At 72.5% G+C, this 18197-nt stretch carries 17 protein-coding genes; 2 read left to right on the top strand and 15 right to left on the bottom strand.

Annotated features, from left to right (window positions below):
- Positions 1-31: 31 nt before the first annotated feature.
- The 12 genes from H4W80_RS55295 to H4W80_RS55240 all read right to left on the bottom strand — a co-directional run bounded on the left by H4W80_RS55295 (position 32) and on the right by H4W80_RS55240 (position 12264).
- Positions 32-931, bottom strand: a complete 900-nt coding sequence (locus tag H4W80_RS55295) for a hypothetical protein (protein ID WP_192792366.1) — start codon at positions 929-931, stop codon at positions 32-34.
- Positions 928-1986 carry a CU044_5270 family protein gene (locus H4W80_RS55290; RefSeq protein WP_192792365.1) on the bottom strand — a complete coding sequence of 353 codons (1059 nt, stop codon included), beginning with the start codon at positions 1984-1986 and terminating at the stop codon, positions 928-930. Before H4W80_RS55290 ends, H4W80_RS55295 begins: the two co-directional genes overlap by 4 nt.
- Positions 1979-2599 (bottom strand): RNA polymerase sigma factor, encoded by a 621-nt coding sequence (locus H4W80_RS55285; protein WP_318787529.1) that lies wholly within the window; start codon positions 2597-2599, stop codon positions 1979-1981. Before H4W80_RS55285 ends, H4W80_RS55290 begins: the two co-directional genes overlap by 8 nt.
- Before the next feature lie 53 nt (positions 2600-2652).
- Complete coding sequence (locus tag H4W80_RS55280; RefSeq protein ID WP_192792364.1) at positions 2653-3741, bottom strand: prephenate dehydrogenase; 1089 nt, start codon at positions 3739-3741, stop codon at positions 2653-2655.
- Positions 3742-3804: 63 nt separating this feature from the next.
- The gene (gene aroH, locus H4W80_RS55275; protein WP_185073133.1) at positions 3805-4164 is read right to left on the bottom strand and encodes a chorismate mutase; all 360 of its coding nucleotides are present in this window, start codon (positions 4162-4164) and stop codon (positions 3805-3807) included.
- 69 nt (positions 4165-4233) lie between these two features.
- A complete protein-coding gene (locus H4W80_RS64185) occupies positions 4234-6129 on the bottom strand; it encodes a pseudouridine synthase (RefSeq protein WP_318787528.1) in 1896 nt (631 codons plus the stop codon).
- Positions 6126-6725, bottom strand: coding sequence for an SMC-Scp complex subunit ScpB (gene scpB / locus H4W80_RS55265; RefSeq protein WP_192794333.1), 600 nt, complete (start codon positions 6723-6725; stop codon positions 6126-6128). The genes H4W80_RS64185 and scpB overlap by 4 nt, the downstream gene beginning before the upstream one ends.
- A 478-nt stretch (positions 6726-7203) precedes the next feature.
- Positions 7204-8019 (bottom strand): segregation and condensation protein A, encoded by an 816-nt coding sequence (locus H4W80_RS55260; protein WP_318787527.1) that lies wholly within the window; start codon positions 8017-8019, stop codon positions 7204-7206.
- The gene (locus tag H4W80_RS55255) at positions 8016-8951 is read right to left on the bottom strand and encodes a ParA family protein (RefSeq protein WP_378525974.1); all 936 of its coding nucleotides are present in this window, start codon (positions 8949-8951) and stop codon (positions 8016-8018) included. The genes H4W80_RS55260 and H4W80_RS55255 overlap by 4 nt, the downstream gene beginning before the upstream one ends.
- A gap of 124 nt (positions 8952-9075) precedes the next feature.
- Positions 9076-9981, bottom strand: a complete 906-nt coding sequence (locus H4W80_RS55250; protein ID WP_192792362.1) for a site-specific tyrosine recombinase XerD — start codon at positions 9979-9981, stop codon at positions 9076-9078.
- Between the two features lie 16 nt (positions 9982-9997).
- Positions 9998-10600 carry an NUDIX domain-containing protein gene (locus tag H4W80_RS55245; protein ID WP_192792361.1) on the bottom strand — a complete coding sequence of 201 codons (603 nt, stop codon included), beginning with the start codon at positions 10598-10600 and terminating at the stop codon, positions 9998-10000.
- Positions 10600-12264 (bottom strand): CTP synthase, encoded by a 1665-nt coding sequence (locus H4W80_RS55240; protein ID WP_192792360.1) that lies wholly within the window; start codon positions 12262-12264, stop codon positions 10600-10602. The genes H4W80_RS55245 and H4W80_RS55240 overlap by 1 nt, the downstream gene beginning before the upstream one ends.
- 110 nt (positions 12265-12374) lie before the next feature.
- On the opposite strand from H4W80_RS55240, the gene H4W80_RS55235 reads away from it, so the two are divergent.
- Entirely contained in the window at positions 12375-13058 is a 684-nt protein-coding gene (locus H4W80_RS55235) for an acyltransferase (RefSeq protein ID WP_192792359.1), read from the top strand.
- 9 nt (positions 13059-13067) lie between these two features.
- On the top strand, positions 13068-14198 hold the full coding sequence (locus tag H4W80_RS55230; RefSeq protein ID WP_192792358.1) for an NAD(P)H-dependent flavin oxidoreductase: 1131 nt from the start codon (positions 13068-13070) through the stop codon (positions 14196-14198).
- Here H4W80_RS55230 and H4W80_RS55225 read toward each other — a convergent pair.
- From H4W80_RS55225 to H4W80_RS55215, 3 genes are read right to left on the bottom strand one after another with little or no spacing between them, the layout of a single operon-like run.
- A complete protein-coding gene (locus tag H4W80_RS55225) occupies positions 14143-15135 on the bottom strand; it encodes an N-acetylglucosamine kinase (RefSeq protein WP_192792357.1) in 993 nt (330 codons plus the stop codon). The genes H4W80_RS55230 and H4W80_RS55225 overlap by 56 nt on opposite strands.
- Positions 15132-16034 (bottom strand): N-acetylmuramic acid 6-phosphate etherase, encoded by a 903-nt coding sequence (locus H4W80_RS55220; protein ID WP_192792356.1) that lies wholly within the window; start codon positions 16032-16034, stop codon positions 15132-15134. The genes H4W80_RS55225 and H4W80_RS55220 overlap by 4 nt, the downstream gene beginning before the upstream one ends.
- A gap of 8 nt (positions 16035-16042) precedes the next feature.
- Positions 16043-18187, bottom strand: coding sequence for an alpha-N-acetylglucosaminidase (locus tag H4W80_RS55215; RefSeq protein WP_192792355.1), 2145 nt, complete (start codon positions 18185-18187; stop codon positions 16043-16045).
- Between the last annotated feature and the right edge of the window lie 10 nt (positions 18188-18197).

Genomic DNA, 18197 nt, shown 5'->3' with positions numbered 1-18197 from the left:
GAGGAGGCTCGGATGTGACATCGGGCCGGTGCTAGCCGGCGGCGGGCACGGCGGGCTTGTCGTCGGTCCAGCCGACCTTGTACGTCTCGACCCCGCTCTTGCCGGCCAGCTGCTTGCCGCCGTCCTGGAGATCGACGTAGCGGGCCAGCAGCGTCATCGTCTTGGTGTCCACGATGAACTGCTCCTTGAGCACCGAGCTCTTCCGCTCGTAGACCGGCAGGGCGACCTTCTGGCCGGACCGGTTCAGCGGGTCCTTCGCCTGGCCGAGGTCACTGACGCCCTTGGTGGTCTTCAGCGCCTGGTACGCGGCGGACCTGACCTTGAACGGCACCGGGTTCTCGTACAGCAGGTGGGTCATGTGCTCGGCCACGTACCTGTCGAGGTGGGCCAGCCAGTCCTCCTTCTTGGCACTCGGGTCGGTGGTCTTGGCCTCCTCCGCGGCCGCGTCGATCCAGGCGCGCACGTCCGCGACGACGCGCGCCCTGAGCGTTTCGGGCTCGGTCGGCAGGGCCTGGAGCTGGGCGTACGTCACCCACTTCTCCCCCATCCGGAACTTTCCTGCGGGCCGCCCCTTCACCGGGCCCACGCGGCCCTTGCCGGGTTCAGTGGACAGCGAGATCTTCATGCCTTCCGTCCGGTACGTCCACGAGGTCGGCGAGCCGTCGGCCTTCCAGGCCGCCTCGTCCTTCGCGGTCTTGGGCCGGGCTCCCAGCTCGCGGTAGGCGGACCACGCCTTGCCCCCGGGCGTCTGCCAGTCGACGCTGACCGACCGCTGGGTCACCGTGTATCCGCTGCCCACGGGGCGTGGATGGTCCGCGGTCCGCACCACCTCGACCCGCCAGTAGGCGCCCTCGGCCGGGGCTGCCTGCGCGGGCACGGCGACGACGCCGGCGGTGATGAGGACGGCCACTGCGGCTATCGGATATCTCACTTCGTCTCCTCCAACGGGTTGTCGTTCGTCCAGCGGCTGTCCTGGATCGCGGTGTACTCCAGGAGCAGCCCGTCCTTCACCGACCGGGTCTCGATGGACAGCGGCATCCCGCTGACCGGATCGATCACCAGCCGGGTGCGGGTCTCTCCCGCGTACGGTGTGGTGGGGTATTCGGCGGAGCGGTACTCGACCGCCTGTCCCGCGCGGCCCAGCACGTCGGTCACCGGGCCGACGGCGTCGACCCCGGGCAGCGAGGCGAGCAGCCGGTAGGCGGCGGCCCTGGTCCGGCTGGTCACCGGCGCGAAGAAGAGCAGGCGGGCGGTGTTGTCGATGGTCGCCTGGTCGTCGGGGGCGCCGAGGAGCGCGCGCAGGCCCTCGGGGGTGTCGGGGACCTCGTTCATCTTGGTCAGGGGCTTGTCCGCGAGCACGATGCGGAAGTCCCAGTCCTCGGTGGAGAAGGTCTCCGGCTTGCCGGGCGCCGCCCGTACGATGCCGAGTGGGGCGTCCTCGGTGGGCAACCCGGGAGCCTTCTTCGCGTAGGTCCACGACTCCGGCGCCCCGGCGGCGCGCCAGGCCGCCTCGTCCTGGGGCGTGGCGGGCTTGGCGCCCAGGTACTTCCAGCGGTACCAGGTGCGGCCCTCCGGGTCCGCGGGGATCCACGTCTCCTGCGACTCGCTCTCCCGCAGCACGTAGCCCTGGCCGGGCTCGCGGAACTCCCTGCCGTTGATCAGCGTGCTCCCCCACCACGTGCCGGCGTCCGGCACGGAGGTCACCGAAGCCGCGGCGGCCAGCAGGAACTGTTTGCCGTCAGGCGCGGCGATCACGCCGTGCGGGGTCGGCGCGGTGGGGGCCGTGGCGGGAACGACGACCAGGGCCGCCGCGGCCGCCGCGCCCGCCAGGCCGAGCCCCAGCCCGGTCCACCTGGCGGCCCTGCGGCCCTTCCGTACCCGCTCCCCCGCGATCGCGGCGGCCAGCCTGTCGCGTCCGGCCCGTTCCACGTCGGGCGTCAGCGGCGGCGCGGGCAGCAGCTCCCGCACCGCCCGGTAGTCATCCATCGGTGCCTCCGTTCAGGGGGTTGACGCTGCCCAGGGCGGCACGGAGCTTCTTGCGCACACGGGACAGGCGGGATCCGACGGTGCCGTACGGGATGTCGAGGGCCTGGGCCACCTCTTCATGGCTCAGCTCGCCCAGCGCGCTCAGGAGCAGCACGTCCCTGTCGCCGTCGGACAGGGCCCGCAGCTCCTCCGCGAGCCGCCCCTGTGTGCTCACGGCGTCCACGCGGGTCACCACGCGCTCCTCGTGGCCGTCCTCCGGGGCGCGGTGCACGCCGGCGCTGCGCTGCAGCGCGGCCAGCCGCCGGAGCTCGGTACGGCGGTGCAGGCTGATCAGGTTGGTGGCGAACCCGTAGAGCCAGGCGCGGACCTCGCCGCGCCCGGAGTCGAACGTCTCGCGCTTCCTGAAGGCAGCGAGGAACACCTCGGCGGTCAGGTCGTCGGCGGCCTGCCGGTCCAGGCGCCTGCCGAGGTAGGCGTGGATCTCCGCCACGTACCGGTCGTAGATCTCACCGAACCGCTCGGGTTTTCGGCACGACAGCTCCAGCAGAGCCGCGTCGCTCAGCGCCTCCGCCGGGTCCGATGGCCCGGCGCGAGCCGTCACTTTGGCAGTCACACCCTTTACTCAACCGATAGGGCGTTCTGCTTTCACACGGGAGGACCCAGGGGTCAGGGAACTTCCCAGCCGCGCTCGCGCAGGCCCTCGGCCAGCATGGACACGGCGTCGGGCTGGACCGACAGCTCGGCGATGCCCAGGGGCAGGCCGGGGGCGTGCTCCAGGCGCACGTCCTCGACGTTGACCCCGACCTCGTCGCACACCTGGAAGAGGCGGGCGAGCTGGCCGGGACGGTCGCCGATGACGACCTGGACGACGGCGTAGGAGGGGGCCGGGCCGCCGTGCTTGCCGGGGATGCGGTCGTGGCCGACGACACCGCGCTTGAGGAGCTGGGTGATGTCGTTGGTGGCGGTGCCGTCGCCCTCGGCCAGGGCGCGCAGGGCGCTGGCGGCGTCGGCCAGGTCGGCGGCGACGGCTTCGAGCACCTCGGCGACCGGGGAGGCGTTGCCGGACAGGATGCCGAGCCAGAGGCTCGGGTCGCTGCCCGCGATCCGGGTGACGTCACGCACGCCCTGACCGGCCAGGCCGAGCGCGACGTCGGTGGCGTCGGCCAGGCGGGCCGCCACGGCGGAGGCGGCGACGTGGGGGGCGTGGGAGACGACGGCGACCGCGCGGTCGTGCTCGGACGCGCTCACCTCGACCGCGTTGGCCCCGCACAGCTCGATCAGCCGCAGCACGGTCGCCTTGGCCTCGGGGTCGGCCTCCTCGGTGGGGCACAGCGCCCACGGCCGGCCCAGGAACAGATCGGCCCTGGCCGCCCCCGGGCCGGACTTCTCGCGGCCGGCGAGCGGGTGGGAGGCGACGTAGGAGGTCAGGTCGCAGCCGAGCTGCGTGGCCCGGTGCAGGGGCTCGGCCTTCACGCTGGCGACGTCGGTGTAGAACCTGGCGGCGTTGATCCGCTGCAGCTCCAGCAGCTCGCTCGCCACGTGGGCCGGGGGGACCGCGATGATCGCCAGGTCCACCTCGTCGGCGAGCTGCGCGTCCGGGTCCCAGTCTTCGCCCGCGCCCAGCTCCCGGGCCAGCCGTACGGCGGCCTGATCGCGGTCGGCGAGCAGCACGCGTACGCCGCGCTTGCGCAGCGCCAGGGCCGCGGAAGTGCCGATGAGACCGGTGCCGACGACGAGCGCGGTGCGAAGTTCCATCTCGGTGTCCTGATTTATCGGGCCATAGTGGGCGTGAGTATGCCCTGACGTAATCGCCGGGCGTTACTGGGCGATATCCTGCCGCAACTTCACGGCGCCACGCAGGTAGACATGCTGGATCGCGGAGCGCGGGCGGTCGAGGTCGACGTGGGCCATGAGGCGCACCACCCGGGGCAGCGCGCCCGGCACGTCGATCTCGGTGCAGCAGATCAGCGGCACCTCGTGGAAGCCCAGCTTGCGCGCCGCCAGCGCCGGGAACTCGGCCGTCAGGTCGGGCGTGGCCGTGAACAGCACGCTGATCACGTCGTCGGTGGTCAGCTCGTTGCGCTCCATGATCGCGGTGACCAGCTCGGTCGTGCCTGCGATGATCGAGTCGCGGTCGTTGGCTTCCACCTGGATCGCCCCGCGGATCGCCCGCACCATGTGGTCAGTCCCCTTCCATAGCGGGAGAGCCCGTGCGGAGGTTCGCACGGGCTCCTGCGTCCGGCCAGATTACAGCTTCACGGCCGCGTACAGCTCACCGACCTCTTTCAAGGTCAGCGCCCTGACCGTCCCCGGTTTGGTACGGCCCAGCTTCACCGGCCCGAACTCGATCCTGGCCAGGTCGATCACCCGGTGGCCCGCCTCTTCCAGCATGCGCCGGACGACGTGCTTGCGGCCCTCGTGCAGGACGACCTCGACCAGCGCCTGCTGGCCGTGCTCCTGCACGATCGCGAAGCTGTCGGCCTTGACGAGGCCGTCCTCCAGGTCGATGCCCTGCTTGAGCCTGCGGCCCAGGTCGCGCGGGATCGGGCCCGGCACCTTGGCCCAGTATTTCTTCTGCACGCCGTAGCTGGGGTGCGTCAGCCGGTTGGCCAGCTCGCCGTCGTTGGTGAGCAGCAGCAGGCCCTCGGTCTCGGTGTCCAGCCTGCCCACGTGGAACAGCCTCGGAGCCAGCTCCTCCACGTAGTCGGCCAGGCACGGGCGGCCCTGCGGGTCGCTCATGGTGGAGACGACGCCGATGGGCTTGTTCAGGGCGTAGTAGACGAGGTCGGGGGCGGTGGGGATGCGCTTGCCGTCCACGTGGATGACCTGCGTCGCCGGGTCCACCTTGGCCCCGAACCGCCTGACGACCTGGCCGTTCACGGTGACCCTGCCGTCGCCGATCATCTCCTCGCAGGCCCGGCGGCTGGCCACGCCCGCCTGGGCGAGCACCTTCTGCAGCCGCACCCCGTTGGGGACCTCGGTGGTGTCGCGCTCGTCGGTGTAGTCGTCGGCGTAGAAGTCGCGGTCGCGGAGGGGCTGGCGAGCGGCCTTCACGCGGTCGCGCTGGGGGCTGCCGCTGCCGATCGTCTGCACGTCGTCGCGGCGGGGGGTACGGGGGGCGCGGTCGCCGGGGCGGGCGTCGCCGTCCCGCCTGCCGAACCGGGCACGCGAGGAAGCCGGAGCGCCCCCGTCCCTGCGCCCGCTCCGATCAGCCCGGAACCCGCCGCCACCGCTGCTGCTGCGCTCATCACGCCGCCCGGCACCGAAGCCACCGCGCTCGTCACGCCGCCCGGCGCCGGAGCCCTCGCGCTCATCGCGCCGCCCGGCACCGTAACCGCCACGGTCATCGCGCCTGTTGGCCGCGTAACCGCCGCGCTCGTCACGCCGCCCGGCACCATAGCCACCGCGCTCGTCACGCCGCCCGGCGCCGAAACCGCCACGCTCGTCACGGCGGCCCGCACCGAAACCGCCACGCTCGTCACGCCGTCCAGCACCGGAGCCGCCGCGCTCATCGCGCCGCCCGGCGCCGAAGCCGCCACGGTCATCGCGCCGTCCGGCCGCATAACCGCCGCGGTCGTCACGCCGCCCGGCACCGAAACCGCCGCGGTCGTCACGCCGTCCGGCCGCGTAACCGCCGCGCTCGTCGCGTCGGTCGCCGCCGTAGCCGCCACGCTCGTCGCGGGAGCCGCGGGCGCCCCCGCCGCGCTCGTCGTCGCGGCGCTCGGGGCGGTATCCGCCTCGGTCGCCGCGGGGCCGCTCCTGGCGCTCACCACGCCCGTTGCGGTCTTCGTACCGGCCACCCCGGTCGTCGTACCGGCTCCCACGGTCATCGTTCCGGCCGGCACGGTCACCGGTCCGGTTGCCACGGTCCTCGTAACGGTTGCCGCGGTCGTCACGCGCCGGGTACTCGCGCTCGCCGCGGGAGGGCCTCTGCTCGCCGTCGCCGGACCCGTACCGGGCGCGTGAGCCGCTCCGGTCGGCGCGGAGGGAGTCCCCGGATCCGCCGCGGAAGCCGCCGCCGGACCGGGATCCTGAACTGGAATCGGAGCGGAAGGCGGGACGTCCCGCTCGGCCCTGACCCGAGCCGCCGGTACGTCCACGACCGCGTCCATCACCGGACGGGGTGCTACGCCTGTTGATCACTTTGTTGTCTCCTCGAGGTTTTCCACGTCGTCGGGGAGGAAGGGCGCGAGCTCGGGGAGCTCGCTGAGATCCCGCAGTCCCAGACGTTCAAGGAAGTATGAGCTTGTCCGGTAGAGCACTGCCTGGCTCTCCGGGTCGGTGCCGGCCTCTTCGACCAGCCCTCTCGCGACGAGCGTCCGCATGACGCCGTCGCTGTTGACGCCGCGTACCGCGGCGACGCGAGCCCGGCTCACCGGTTGCCGGTAAGCCACGACCGCAAGTGTTTCCAGCGCGGCCTGGGTCAGCCGCGTCTGCTGGCCGTCGCGTACGAACCGCTCGACCAGGGGTGCGCAGTCGGCACGCGTGTAGAAACGCCAGCCGCCCGCAACATCTCTCAAGTCAAAACCTCGGCCGGCAGCGGTATATTCCGCCGCCAGGCCCCGCAACGCGGCGACGACCTCGTGGGTGGGCCGCTCCAGCACCTGGGCCAGGGTGATCTCGGAGACGGGCTCGTCGACGACGAGCAGGATGGCCTCCAGCGCCGCCTCCAGCGTCGGCCCTTCAGCCGCCCGCTCCTGCCCCTCGTCGAAGCCTTCCGCACCCTGCCCGGGAGCCACGCCCAAGGCGGCATCCGCCTCACGCCACTCAGGCGCCGACGCCCCACCGGCCTCCGAAGCGCCCGCCTCATCGGCTGTGCGCGTTGCGCCGAACTCCGCCGCACCACGACCCGCCGACCCGGCGCCCGGAGGACCCGCGTCCGGGGCGGCGGAGGGAACGTCCGGCGCCGGTGCGCTGTCCGCCTCCTGCGACAGCGGCCCGTCGACCGAAACCTCCTCATCCGCCAACAGCGCGTCAGCGGTGGATCCGGCCTCGTCGGCCGACTCGGCCCCGCCGGTCGAGCGCGCCTCATCGGCCCACATCGCCCCATCAGTCGATCGGGCGTCGTCCGGGGGCGGTGGTGGGGTGGGTGAGGGCGGTTCGGTCGTGTCCTCTTCCGGCGGAGATGAGGGTTGGACGAGGGAGCCGGGGAGGGTCATCCAGGCGGGGAGCGGGGGCTCGGAGTCCGGGGATCGGCGAGGGGTGGGCAGTGGGCTGTCAGTCATTGCTTGGTTTCTCCGCGGATTCCTCGTAATCGTCCCCCACCGCGACGTCCCCGTCGTCAGCGCCCGTCCAGGTTACGTGCAAGTCCCCCAGCGCTTCGACCTGTTCGAAGGTGACCGCCGACTCCCGGAAGAGCTCCAGCACCGCCAGGAATCGGGCGATGACCTCGAAAGTGCCCGAGCAGTCGGCCACCAGCGTGCGGAAGGTGGCGCGCCGGAGGCGGCGCAGGTGCATGACGAGGATGGCCGCCTGCTCCTTGACGCTCGCCAGGGGCTGGTAGATGTGCCCGACGCTGACGGTGGGGGGCAGCTTGGGGGTGAAGGCCTTGGCGGCGATCTTGGCGAGTTGCTCGGGCCCGATGCCCAGGATGAGCTCGGGCAGGAGGTTGGCGAACTGCGGCTCCAGCGGCACCGTACGGGGGAAGCGCAGCGCCTCCTCGGCCATCCGCCCCGCGAAGAGCTTCGCCACCTCCTTGTACGCCTTGTACTGCAGCAGCCGCGCGAACAGCAGGTCCCTGGCCTCCAGCAGCGCCAGGTCCTCCTCGTCCTCGACCTCGCCCGAGGGCAGCAGTCGGGCCGCCTTCAGGTCGAGCAGGGTCGCCGCGACCAGCAGGAAGTGGCTGGTCTGGTCGAGGTCCCACTCGGTCCCACGGGAGCGGATGTAGGCGATGAACTCGTCGGTGACCTTGGAGAGCGAGACCTCGGTGATGTCCAGCTTGTGCTTGGCGATGAGGCCGAGGAGCAGGTCGAAGGGTCCCTCGAAGACGTCCAGGTGGACCTGGAACCCCTGAGGCTGCTCGGCGTCGGTCACCTGGCCATTGTGGCAGGCGCCGACCAGCGCGAGAGCACCTCGCGGGCCAGCTCTCGGTAAGCGTTGGCGCCGAGCGAGGACGGGTCGAAGGTGGTGATGGGCTCGCCGGCGACCGTGGCGTCGGGGAAGCGGACCGTACGGTTGATCACCGTGTGGAACACCTTGTCGCCGAACGCCTCCACCACGCGCGCCAGCACCTCACGGCCGTGCAGCGTACGGGCGTCGTACATGGTGGCCAGCAGGCCCTCGATCTCGAGGTCCTCGTTCAGCCGCTCCTGCACCTTGGAGATCGTGTCCATGAGCAGCGCCACGCCGCGCAGCGCGAAGAACTCGCACTCCAGCGGCACCATGACGCCGTGGGCGCAGGTGAGGGCGTTGATCGTGAGCAGGCCCAGCGACGGCTGGCAGTCGATGAGGCACACGTCGTAGTGCGGCAGCAGCGGCTTGATCACCCGGCCGAGCACCTGCTCGCGGGCGACCTCGGTGACGAGCTGCACTTCGGCGGCCGACAGGTCGATGTTGCTGGGCAGCAGGTCGAGGCCCTCGACGCCGGTCTCCAGGAGCACGTCCTCGGCGGTGACGCCCCGCTCCATGAGCAGGTTGTAGACCGTCAGGTCGAGCTGGAGCGGGTTGATGCCCAGGCCGACGGAGAGCGCGCCCTGCGGGTCGAAGTCGACCAGCAGCACCTTGAGCCCGCATTCGACGAGCGCGGCCCCCAGGTTGATGGTGGTCGTCGTCTTGCCGACGCCGCCCTTCTGGTTGACCATCGCGACCACGCGCGCCGGGCCGTGCACCGCGGGGGGCACCGGCTCGGGGAACACGGGTCTGGGCCGCTGCGTGGGCCCGAGGTTGACGCCGTTGGAAGGCGCGTTGGTCTTCGTGTCGCCCCAGGGGTTGTCGGGGGTCCCCGGGGTCGAACCCTTGGTCGTCACAGTCACCAGCTCGAACCTCCCTGACGATCCCGAACCGGACCGTCCGGACGGACACTATGGGCTCGCCACTTTAGGCAGCAAGGCGGCACGCCGAGGGTTGCCGCACGTCGCAAAAGACTATAGATCACTGCCGGGCACGTGGATGCGCGGCGGCGTAGACCTCGCGAAGTTTGTCGACCGTCACCAAGGTGTAGACCTGCGTGGTCGTCACGGAGGCGTGGCCGAGCAACTCCTGGACCACCCTAACGTCAGCGCCGCCGTCTATCAGATGGGTTGCGAAGGAATGGCGAAGAACGTGGGGACTTATCCCGTCGAGCTCGGCGCGTTCGGCGGCGGCCTGGAGCACTTCCCAGGCTCCCTGCCTGGTCAGCCGGCCTCCCCTGGCATTGAGGAAGACGGCCGGGGTGCCGCGCCCGTGGGCGAGCAGGCCGGGGCGGGCCCGTACGAGGTAGGCGTCGAGCGCGGAGCGGGCGTAGCGGCCCAGGGGCACGACGCGCATGCGTTCGCCCTTGCCGCGCAGGCGCACCTGGTCGTCCTCCAGGTCGTCCACGGCCAGCCCGACGGCCTCGGAGATGCGGGCGCCGGTGCCGTACAGGACCTCGAGCAGGGCCCTGTTGCGCAAGGTCAGGGGCGCGCCGTCGGGGCCGGAGGCGGCGATGAGCCGCTCGACCTCGTCCACGCTGATGGCCTTGGGGAGCCGGCGCGGCTGGCGCGGCGGGCGTACCTCGTGGGCGGGGTCGTGGGCCGTGACGCCTTCGCGCAGAGCGAAACGGTGCAGCCCGCGCACGGCGGAGACGGCGCGGGCGGCCGAGCTGGCGACGAGCGCGGGGTGCTCGCCGTCGCCCTCGCGCAACGCGGCGAGGAAGGCCAGCACGTCGGCCTCCCCCACCTCGTCGAGCTCCGCCCGGCCCCGCGCGCGCAGGTGGTCGACATATCGGCGCAGGTCACGGCGGTAGGACGCGAGCGTGTTGGCAGCCAGGCTCCGCTCCACCGCCAGATGGGCGAGGTAGCTGGAGAGCACCGCCTCCACGAAAAGGTCCTTCCGGTCACACCTCAGGGGCGTCGGCGGGGCGCAACAGGGCGAACCCCTCGACCGAAGCCGCGTACGCGGCGAGGATACCGGCCACGGCCGGGGAATTGTGGATCATTCCCATGAGCGCCTTCTCGACCGCGTCGGGCAGCGGCACCCACTCGACCGGCATGTCGATCTCCTCGTGCCGGTGGACGAAGTCGGTCTCGATCTTGGTCAGGTCGCGGGCGAGGAAGACCCGGATCCGCTCGTCGGTCATGCCCGGGGAGGAGCGCAGGTCGACGAGGGTGTGCCAGGTGCCGGCCCGGTAGCCGGCCTCCTCGGCGAGCTCGCGGGCCGCCCCCTCGACGAGCGATTCGCCTTCGACGTCGCGGATCCCGGCGGGCAGCTCCCACATGAGCATGCGCGTGGGGTGGCGGTACTGCCTGATCATCAGGACCCGCTCCCGATCGTCGAGCGCGAGCACGGCGACCGAGCCTGGATGCACCACGACGTCGCGGTCGGCGACCTCGTCGCGGGGCATCTTCACCGAGTCCGTGACCACCGTGATGACGTGGCCGCGGAAGCGTTCCTTGGAATCGACGACGTCCCACGCCTCGGGCGTGTCTTCGACCTTCATCACTGGGTCACCTTCGTGGAGACTCGCGCGTCCGCGTACGTCAGGGCCGCGGTGATGAGGCCCTTGAACATGGGGTTGGCCCGCGTGGGGCGCGAGCGGAACTCGGGGTGGGCCTGGGTGCCGATGAAGAACGGGTGGACGTCGGTGGGCAGCTCGGTGTACTCGACCAGGCGGCCGTCGGGCGACAGGCCGGAGAAGACCAGGCCGACCTTCTCGAGCTGCTCGCGGTAGGCGTTGTTGACCTCGTAGCGGTGGCGGTGGCGCTCGTCGGCCTTGGCCTTGCCGCTGTAGAGCTGCCTGGCCAGGGTGCCCTCGCCGAGCTTGGCGGTGTAGCTGCCGAGCCGCATGGTGCCGCCCATGTCGCGCTCGCCGGCGACGACGTCCTCCTGGTCGGCCATGGTGGAGATGACCGGGTGCTTGGTGTCGGGGTCGAACTCGGCGGAGTTGGCGTCCTCGATGCCGGCCATGTTGCGGGCGGCCTCGATGACCATGCCCTGCATGCCGAGGCAGATGCCGAGCAGCGGGATCTTGCCCTCGCGGGCGTGCCGGATCGCGCCGATCTTGCCCTCGATGCCGCGCACGCCGAACCCGCCGGGGATCAGCACGCCGTCGACGCCGTCGAGCTCGCGCTCGGCGCCCTCGGGGGTCTCGCAGTCGTCGCTCTTGACCCACCGGATGTTGACGCGGGCGTCGTTGGCGAACCCGCCGGCCCGCAGCGCCTCGGTGACCGACAGGTACGCGTCGGGCAGGTCGATGTACTTGCCGACCAGCGCGATCGTGACCTCCTTGGCCGGCCGGTGGACCCGGCGCAGGAGCTCCTCCCACTCCTTCCAGTCGACGTCGCGGAACGGCAGGCCGAGCCGGCGCACCACGTACGCGTCGAGCCCCTCGGAGTGGAGCACCTTGGGGATGTCGTAGATCGAGGCCGCGTCCACGGCGGAGACGACGGCGTCCTCGTCCACGTCGCACATCAGGCTGATCTTGCGCTTGATCGCCGTCTGCACGGGCCGGTCGGAGCGCAGCACGATCGCGTCCGGCTGGATGCCGATGCTGCGCAGCGCCGCCACGCTGTGCTGGGTCGGCTTGGTCTTGAGCTCGCCCGAGGGGCCGATGTACGGCAGCAGCGACACGTGCAGGAAGAACACGTTGTCGCGCCCGACCTCGTGCCTGATCTGGCGGACGGCCTCCAGGAACGGCAGCGACTCGATGTCGCCGACCGTGCCCCCCACCTCGGTGATGACCACGTCCACCTCAGGGGCGGCCATGCCCCTGATCCGGTCCTTGATCTCGTTGGTGATGTGCGGGATGACCTGGACGGTGTCGCCCAGGTATTCGCCCCGCCGCTCCTTGGCGATGACGTTGGAGTAGACCTGGCCGGTCGTCACGTTGGCCGAGCCGTGCAGGTCGGTGTCGAGGAACCGCTCGTAGTGGCCGACGTCGAGGTCGGTCTCGGCGCCGTCGTCGGTGACGAACACCTCGCCGTGCTGGAACGGGTTCATGGTCCCTGGGTCGACATTGAGGTAAGGGTCGAGCTTCTGCATGGTGACCCTGAGACCGCGCGCCTTGAGCAGGCGACCGAGGCTGGATGCCGTGAGCCCCTTGCCGAGACTGGAGGCGACACCGCCGGTGACGAACAGATGCTTGGTTTGCGATGCGCTGCGCAAAGGGGCTCCCGTGGCTCGAGGTGTGGTCGAAGTGTCCACGGGCTCTCAGGATATCAAACAACGCCCCCGACATGCCCGAACGGTGTGACCTAGCGGTAACTTTGGTCGCTATGTCATTGGTACGGCGGGCAGTCGGCGCGCTGATTCACCGAGCCTACGGGGCGATCCGGCGCGCGGGCGCGATCAACGCCACCGCTCCGGCCGGCTACCGCTTCGGCCGGATCGGCGACGGCGTCAGCATCGCCTTCCCCCCGGGCGCGATCTTCGGCGAGCGGTGGATCGAGATCGGCGACCACACGCTGGTCGGCGAGCGCGTGTCCCTGTCCTGCGGCATGGGCCCCGGCGTTGACCTGGGGCCGGAGTCCATCCTGCGCATCGGCGGCGGCTGCTCTATCGGCCGCGGCTCGCACGTCGTGGCCCACCAGTCGATCGACATCGGCGACGACGTCTTCACCGGCCCGTACGTCTACATCACCGACCAGAACCACGTCTACGACGACCCCGACGTGCCGATCGGCCGGCAGTGGCCGCGTAACAGCCCGGTATCGATCGGCTCCGGCTCGTGGATCGGGGCGGGCGCGATCATCCTGCCGGGCACGAGGCTGGGCCGCCAGTGCGTGGTGGCGGGCGGGGCGGTGGTCCGCGGCGAGTTCCCCGACCACAGCGTGGTCGCCGGCGTACCGGCCAAGCTGGTCCGCGGCTACACCTCGGAGCTCGGCTGGCACGCCCCCGGCGGCCTGCTGAAGCACCCGGCCCGCCCCGGGGGATGGACCGAACAAGCTTCTGCCGGTTAGCGTCGGATCATGCGGACCTCCATCTGTGAGCGCCTGGGCATCGAGTTCCCGTTGTTCGCCTTCAGCCACTGCCGCGACGTCGTGGCCGCCGTCACGAACGCGGGCGGTTTCGGGGTCCTGGGTGCGATCGCGTACTCGCCGGAGCAGCTCGACACCGAGCTGACCTGGATCGACGGGCAGGTGGGCGGCCGGCCGTACGGCGTGGACGTGCTCGTGCCCGGCAAGGTCGACGCCTCCGCGCTCGACCGGCAGGCGCACCTCATGGACTTCGTCCCCGAACGGCACCGCGACTTCGTCACCCACCTGCTGTCCAAGTACGGCGTGAGCGCCCCCATCCAGCCGCTGACGGCGGCGGCGGACGAGTTCGGCAGGCGGGTGACGGCGGCCGGGGCGACGGGATTGATCGACGTGGCGCTCAAGCACCCGATCGGGCTCATCGCCAGCGCGTTGGGGCCGCCTCCGCCCGAGATGGTCGCCAGGGCGAGGGAGGCGGGCGTGCCGGTGGCCGCGCTGGTCGGCACGGTCGAGCACGCCCGCAGGCAGGTGGCGGCGGGCGCGGACCTCATCGTGGCGCAGGGCACCGAGGCCGGCGGGCACACCGGCGACATCTCCACGATGGTGCTGGTCCCGCAGGTCGTGGACGCGGTCGCCCCGGTCCCCGTGCTGGCGGCGGGCGGGATCGCGTCGGGGCGGCAGATGGCGGCGGCCATGGCGCTCGGGGCCGAGGGCGTGTGGTGCGGCTCGGTCTGGCTGACCACGGAGGAGGCGGAGACGTCGCCCGCGGTCAAGCGCAAGTTCCTGGCCGCCTCGTCGCTGGACACGGTCAGGTCCAGGTCCCGTACGGGCAAGCCGGCCCGCCAGCTCAAGTCGGCCTGGACGGAGGAGTGGGACTCCGGCCAGGAGAGCCCCGGGCCGCTCGGGATGCCGCTGCAGCTGCTGGTGGCCGAGGGCGCGATGGCCCGCATCGGGGCGGCGGCGGAGAAGGGCGAGCCTGGGGCCGTGGAGCTGGTCAACTACTTCGTCGGGCAGGTCGTGGGCCAGCTCGACCAGGTGAGACCGGCCCGCGAGGTGGTCTACGACATGATCAGCGAGTTCGGGGAGGCGGTGGAGCGGCTGCGGCTGCTGACCGGCTCCGACTAGCGGCGTAGACGTACAGGTACGGGTGCCGCGGCCGGACCCCGCCGTCCGCCGCGGCTCTGGCCAGCGCGAGGGCGCCGTCGGCCGAGGTGCCGCCGGGCGGCGTGAACCGGGCCTGCGGCAGCAGGTCGCGCACGGTGCCCTGGAACGGCTCCATCAGCAGGTCCGCGGCCTCGAAGACGCGGCCGCCCCAGGAGAAGACCGGGTCGAGCCCCGACGCGGCGGCGACGGCGGTCTGGCCGAGCTGCCGCCCCGCCTCGGTCCAGATCCCGCGCGCCACCGGGTCCCCCGCGCGGGCCGCGTCGGCCACGGACGGCGCGAACGACGCCAGGTGGTGCGCCGGCGACCCCGACTCGTAGACGAGCGCCACCAGGTCCAGGGGGTGGCCGAAGCGGGCCGTCAGGTGTTCGAGCAGGGCGGGCGAGCCGCCGGCCCGGCCGTCGTGGGCGCGCAGGGCGGCCTGGAGGCCCTGGGCGCCGATCCAGGCGCCCCCGCCGTGGTCGCCGAGCAGGTGGCCCCATCCGTCGGACTGGTTCCAGACGCGGTCGAGGTCGGTGCCGAGCGTGATGACGCCGGTCCCGGCGGCGACCACGACCCCGGGCCGGAACCCGAGCGCGCCGACGTGCGTGGTCACCATGTCGCCCGCGACCACGAGCGTGCCGAGCCCGAACCGCTCCCCCAGCGGCCGCCACAACGCCTCCGGCTCCCTGACCAGCCCCGGCAGCCCGGTCACGCCGACGGCCATCCCGTCCAGCCGCCCGGGGACGCGCGCCGCGTCCCCGACGACCGACGCGATCCGGGCGGCGAGCCGGTCGAGGTCCACCCGGCCCTCGGTGCGGGGCAGGGGCGCCGAGTCCTCGCCGTACGCGATCTCCCCGCCGCTCTCGATCCGTGCCCTGATGCCTCCGCCGCCGACGTCCACGCCCGCGAAGCCGCTCATCCGGCGTGCCCGCCCAGCGCGGCCACGGCCGCGCGCACGCCCGGATGGGCGGCGAGCGCGGCCCGCGCCTGGCCGGGCGCGCAGCCCGTGAGCAGCCGGACGAGCGCCTCCGGGATCCGCCCGTCCGCCTCCGCCAGCGCGGCACCGCAGGCCGCGGCGTCCTCCCCGGTCGCCTCCACGAGCAGGTTCACCGCCCGCTGCTCCAGCTTGGCGTTGGTGGCGACCAGCCCGACCATGAGGTTCGAGTACGTACGCCCCGACTTGATCATCAGCGCCGTCGAGAACGCGTTGAGCAGCACCTTGGTCGCCGTGCCCGCCTTGAGCCGGGTGGAGCCGGTGAGCGCCTCGGGCCCGGTGTCCGCGACGACGAGGATCTCGGCCAGGTCGCGCAGCGGCGCGGCCGGGTTGCAGGTGATCAGCACGGTGAGCGCGCCGGCCGCCCGGGCCGCGCGCAGCGCCCCGGCCACGTACGGGGTGGCCCCGGATGCCGTGATCCCGATCGCCACGTCGTTCTCGCCGAGCGCCCCGGCGTCGGCGGCTCCGAGCTCCTCGGCGTCCTCCCGGTCCACGGACGAGTCGGTGAGCGCGCCCGGCCCGCCGGCGAAGTGCGCCGTGAACAGGCCGCGCGCCACCCCGAACGTCGGCGTGATCTCGGTGGCGTCCAGCACCGCCAGCCGGCCCGACGCGCCGGCGCCGAAGTAGTGCACGCCTCCGCCCCGGCCCAGCCGGAGACGCGCCTCGTCCACCACCCGGGACAACTCCCCGGTCGCGGCGCGGGCGGCCGCGACCGCCGTGGCGTCCTCGTCCAGCAGCAGCCGCAGGACGTCCGCTGACTCCAGCGTGTCGATGTCGGCGGTGCGCGGGTTGCGGCTTTCGGTCGGTGGTGCCACCTGGGGCATCGTGCTCCTCATCGATCGTGTTCGTACGGCTGGGCGAGCGAGCCCGCGTAGGCGGTGAGCAGTCGGCGTGACTCCGTGGCCAGATCGCCGGGATCCGGCGCCGCGGACCCCGCGCCTTCCCGCAGGAAGAGCTCGGCGCGCTCGCGGAGCCGTTCCCGCAGCTCCGCCTCCGCGCCGGGGTCGCCGGCGAGCGCGCGTCCGAGGCCCCGCGCCCACAGCTCCCAGCGGTCGCGGTAGTAACCGCCGACCAGTCCCGCCCAGTGCCGGCCCGCGTAGTCGTCCAGCAGCGGGCTGTCCGGGGTGCCCCACACCGTGATGATGCGGCGGGCGTTGTCGGCCAGGACGTCACGGTCCGCGGCGTCGGCGGCCCACGACCGCGCCTTGGCCTCCCAGCGCTGGAAGGTGTACTCGGGGCGGCAGGCCAGCATCCGGTCGAGGTCCTCGAAGACCCGCAGGAACCGGTCGACCCGCGCCGGGTCGCCCGCCGAGTCCAGGACGTCGAGGCAGAGGCGGTCGGCGACCCTGGCCATGTACGCGATGCCGGTCTCCACGAGGTCGTGCCCGAGCGGTCCCGCGGCCAGGCCGGGGTCGCGCTCGGCCACCTCGATCAGCCGTTCCCAGGCCGTGGCGAGGGCCTCCGGCCGGTACCACAGGAGAGCGGCGACGTCGGCGCGCAGCTCGGCCGGGCCGCGCTCGTACGAGGGAGCCGCGGTGATGACGCCCTCGAACGCCTGGGGGAGGATCGGCAGGCCCCGGGGGTCGTAGACGGTCTCCAGGAGCCCCTGCCAGGCCGCCCGCAGCTCGGCCGTCCACCGGGCGCCGTAGCGCTGGGTCACGAAGGCGTCGAGCCAGGCGTCGAGGTCGGGGACCTGGTTCCAGATCTGGTCGGCGACGAGCTCGAAGAAGACCGGGTTGTTGCGGGTGGCCTCCATGGACAGGCCGAGGCCGGCGGGCGGGCTCGGCGCCGCCAGGGCCGCGTCGATCCCGGCGGGCACTCCGCGCAGGTCGGCGCCCGGATCGGTGCGGCCGCCGAAGTTCAGCAGCGCGCACCAGAGCCACGGCTTCCCGGAGAACTCCCGGAAGCGGCTCCACAGCGGGTCGTGCTCGGCCCACAGGTCCGCGACGAGCATCCGGCCGTCCGGGATCGCGTCGAGGAAGGCGTTGACGCGTTCCTCGGTCCAGAACTCCCGCTGGTAGGAGAACGGCCAGGCCTGCATGAGCCAGACCGCGTCCGGGTCGGCGGCCTGGAGCCCGGCCAGCGTCGCCGCCGCCACGGCCCCGGGGAAGGCCGGGTCGGCGTCGATGGGGATCATCTCGATGAACGGGTCGGCCGCGTACAGGTGATCGGTGCCGAAGAGCTCGATCTGCGCGCGGGCGATCTCGGCGCCGAGCCGCTCGTACAGCGGGTCGGCCGGGTCGAGGACCCAGGTCTCGAACCCCTGCCAGAGGCGGCGCCCGGCCCGCGCCGTCGAGGCGAGCTCGGACGGGACGTGTCCCGTGAAGGCCGGGAGCACGGGGGTCATGCCGAAGGCGCGCTCGCGGTCGAGGATGCGCGCGCCGAGCTCGCGGTGGCTCTCGATCCAGGACGGGGAGAGCGGGCCGGCGAAGGTGTCCAGGCAGCCCATGAACTGGAACGGCAGATAGCCCGGCCCGCCCAGGAAGCTCCGGATCCGCCGGTCGTCGAGACCGAGCGCGGAGTAGGCGGCGTGCAGGACGGCCTCGTGACCGGTGACGGCCAGCGGCATGGTGATGCCGTGCAGGGCCATCCAGTCGATCTCACGCTCCCAGTCGGCCCAGTCCCAGTAGGGCGTCGTGTAGCTGAAGGTGCAGAAGTTGAAGTAGTAGCCCTCCCGCACCCGCGCCGCGCCCTGTCGCGGCGGGGCGTCGGGCAGGGACGTCAGCCCCAGCGGGAGCACCGTGTCCCAGCCCACGGACGTGCCGCAGCGTTCCCGGAGGTAGTGGTGGAGCGCGACCGAGGCGCTCACCCCGTCCGTCGCGGCGATGGCGAGCACGCCGCCCGCCGCCTCGTAGGCGTACTCGCGCCCGTCGCCGTCGCGCGCGGCGAACCGTACCGACTCGGCCACGGGCCCCAGCACGCGGCGGGCCAGGCCGCGGACGGTCTCCGCCCAGGGCGGGCCCTCACCGGACAACACTGCAGCTCAC

It is taken from the genome of Nonomuraea angiospora, assembly GCF_014873145.1.
GTDB classification, from domain to species: Bacteria; Actinomycetota; Actinomycetes; order Streptosporangiales; family Streptosporangiaceae; genus Nonomuraea; species Nonomuraea angiospora.
The sequence above is the reverse complement of the archived record's forward strand: the minus strand, read 5'-3'. Positions and strand labels throughout refer to the sequence as shown.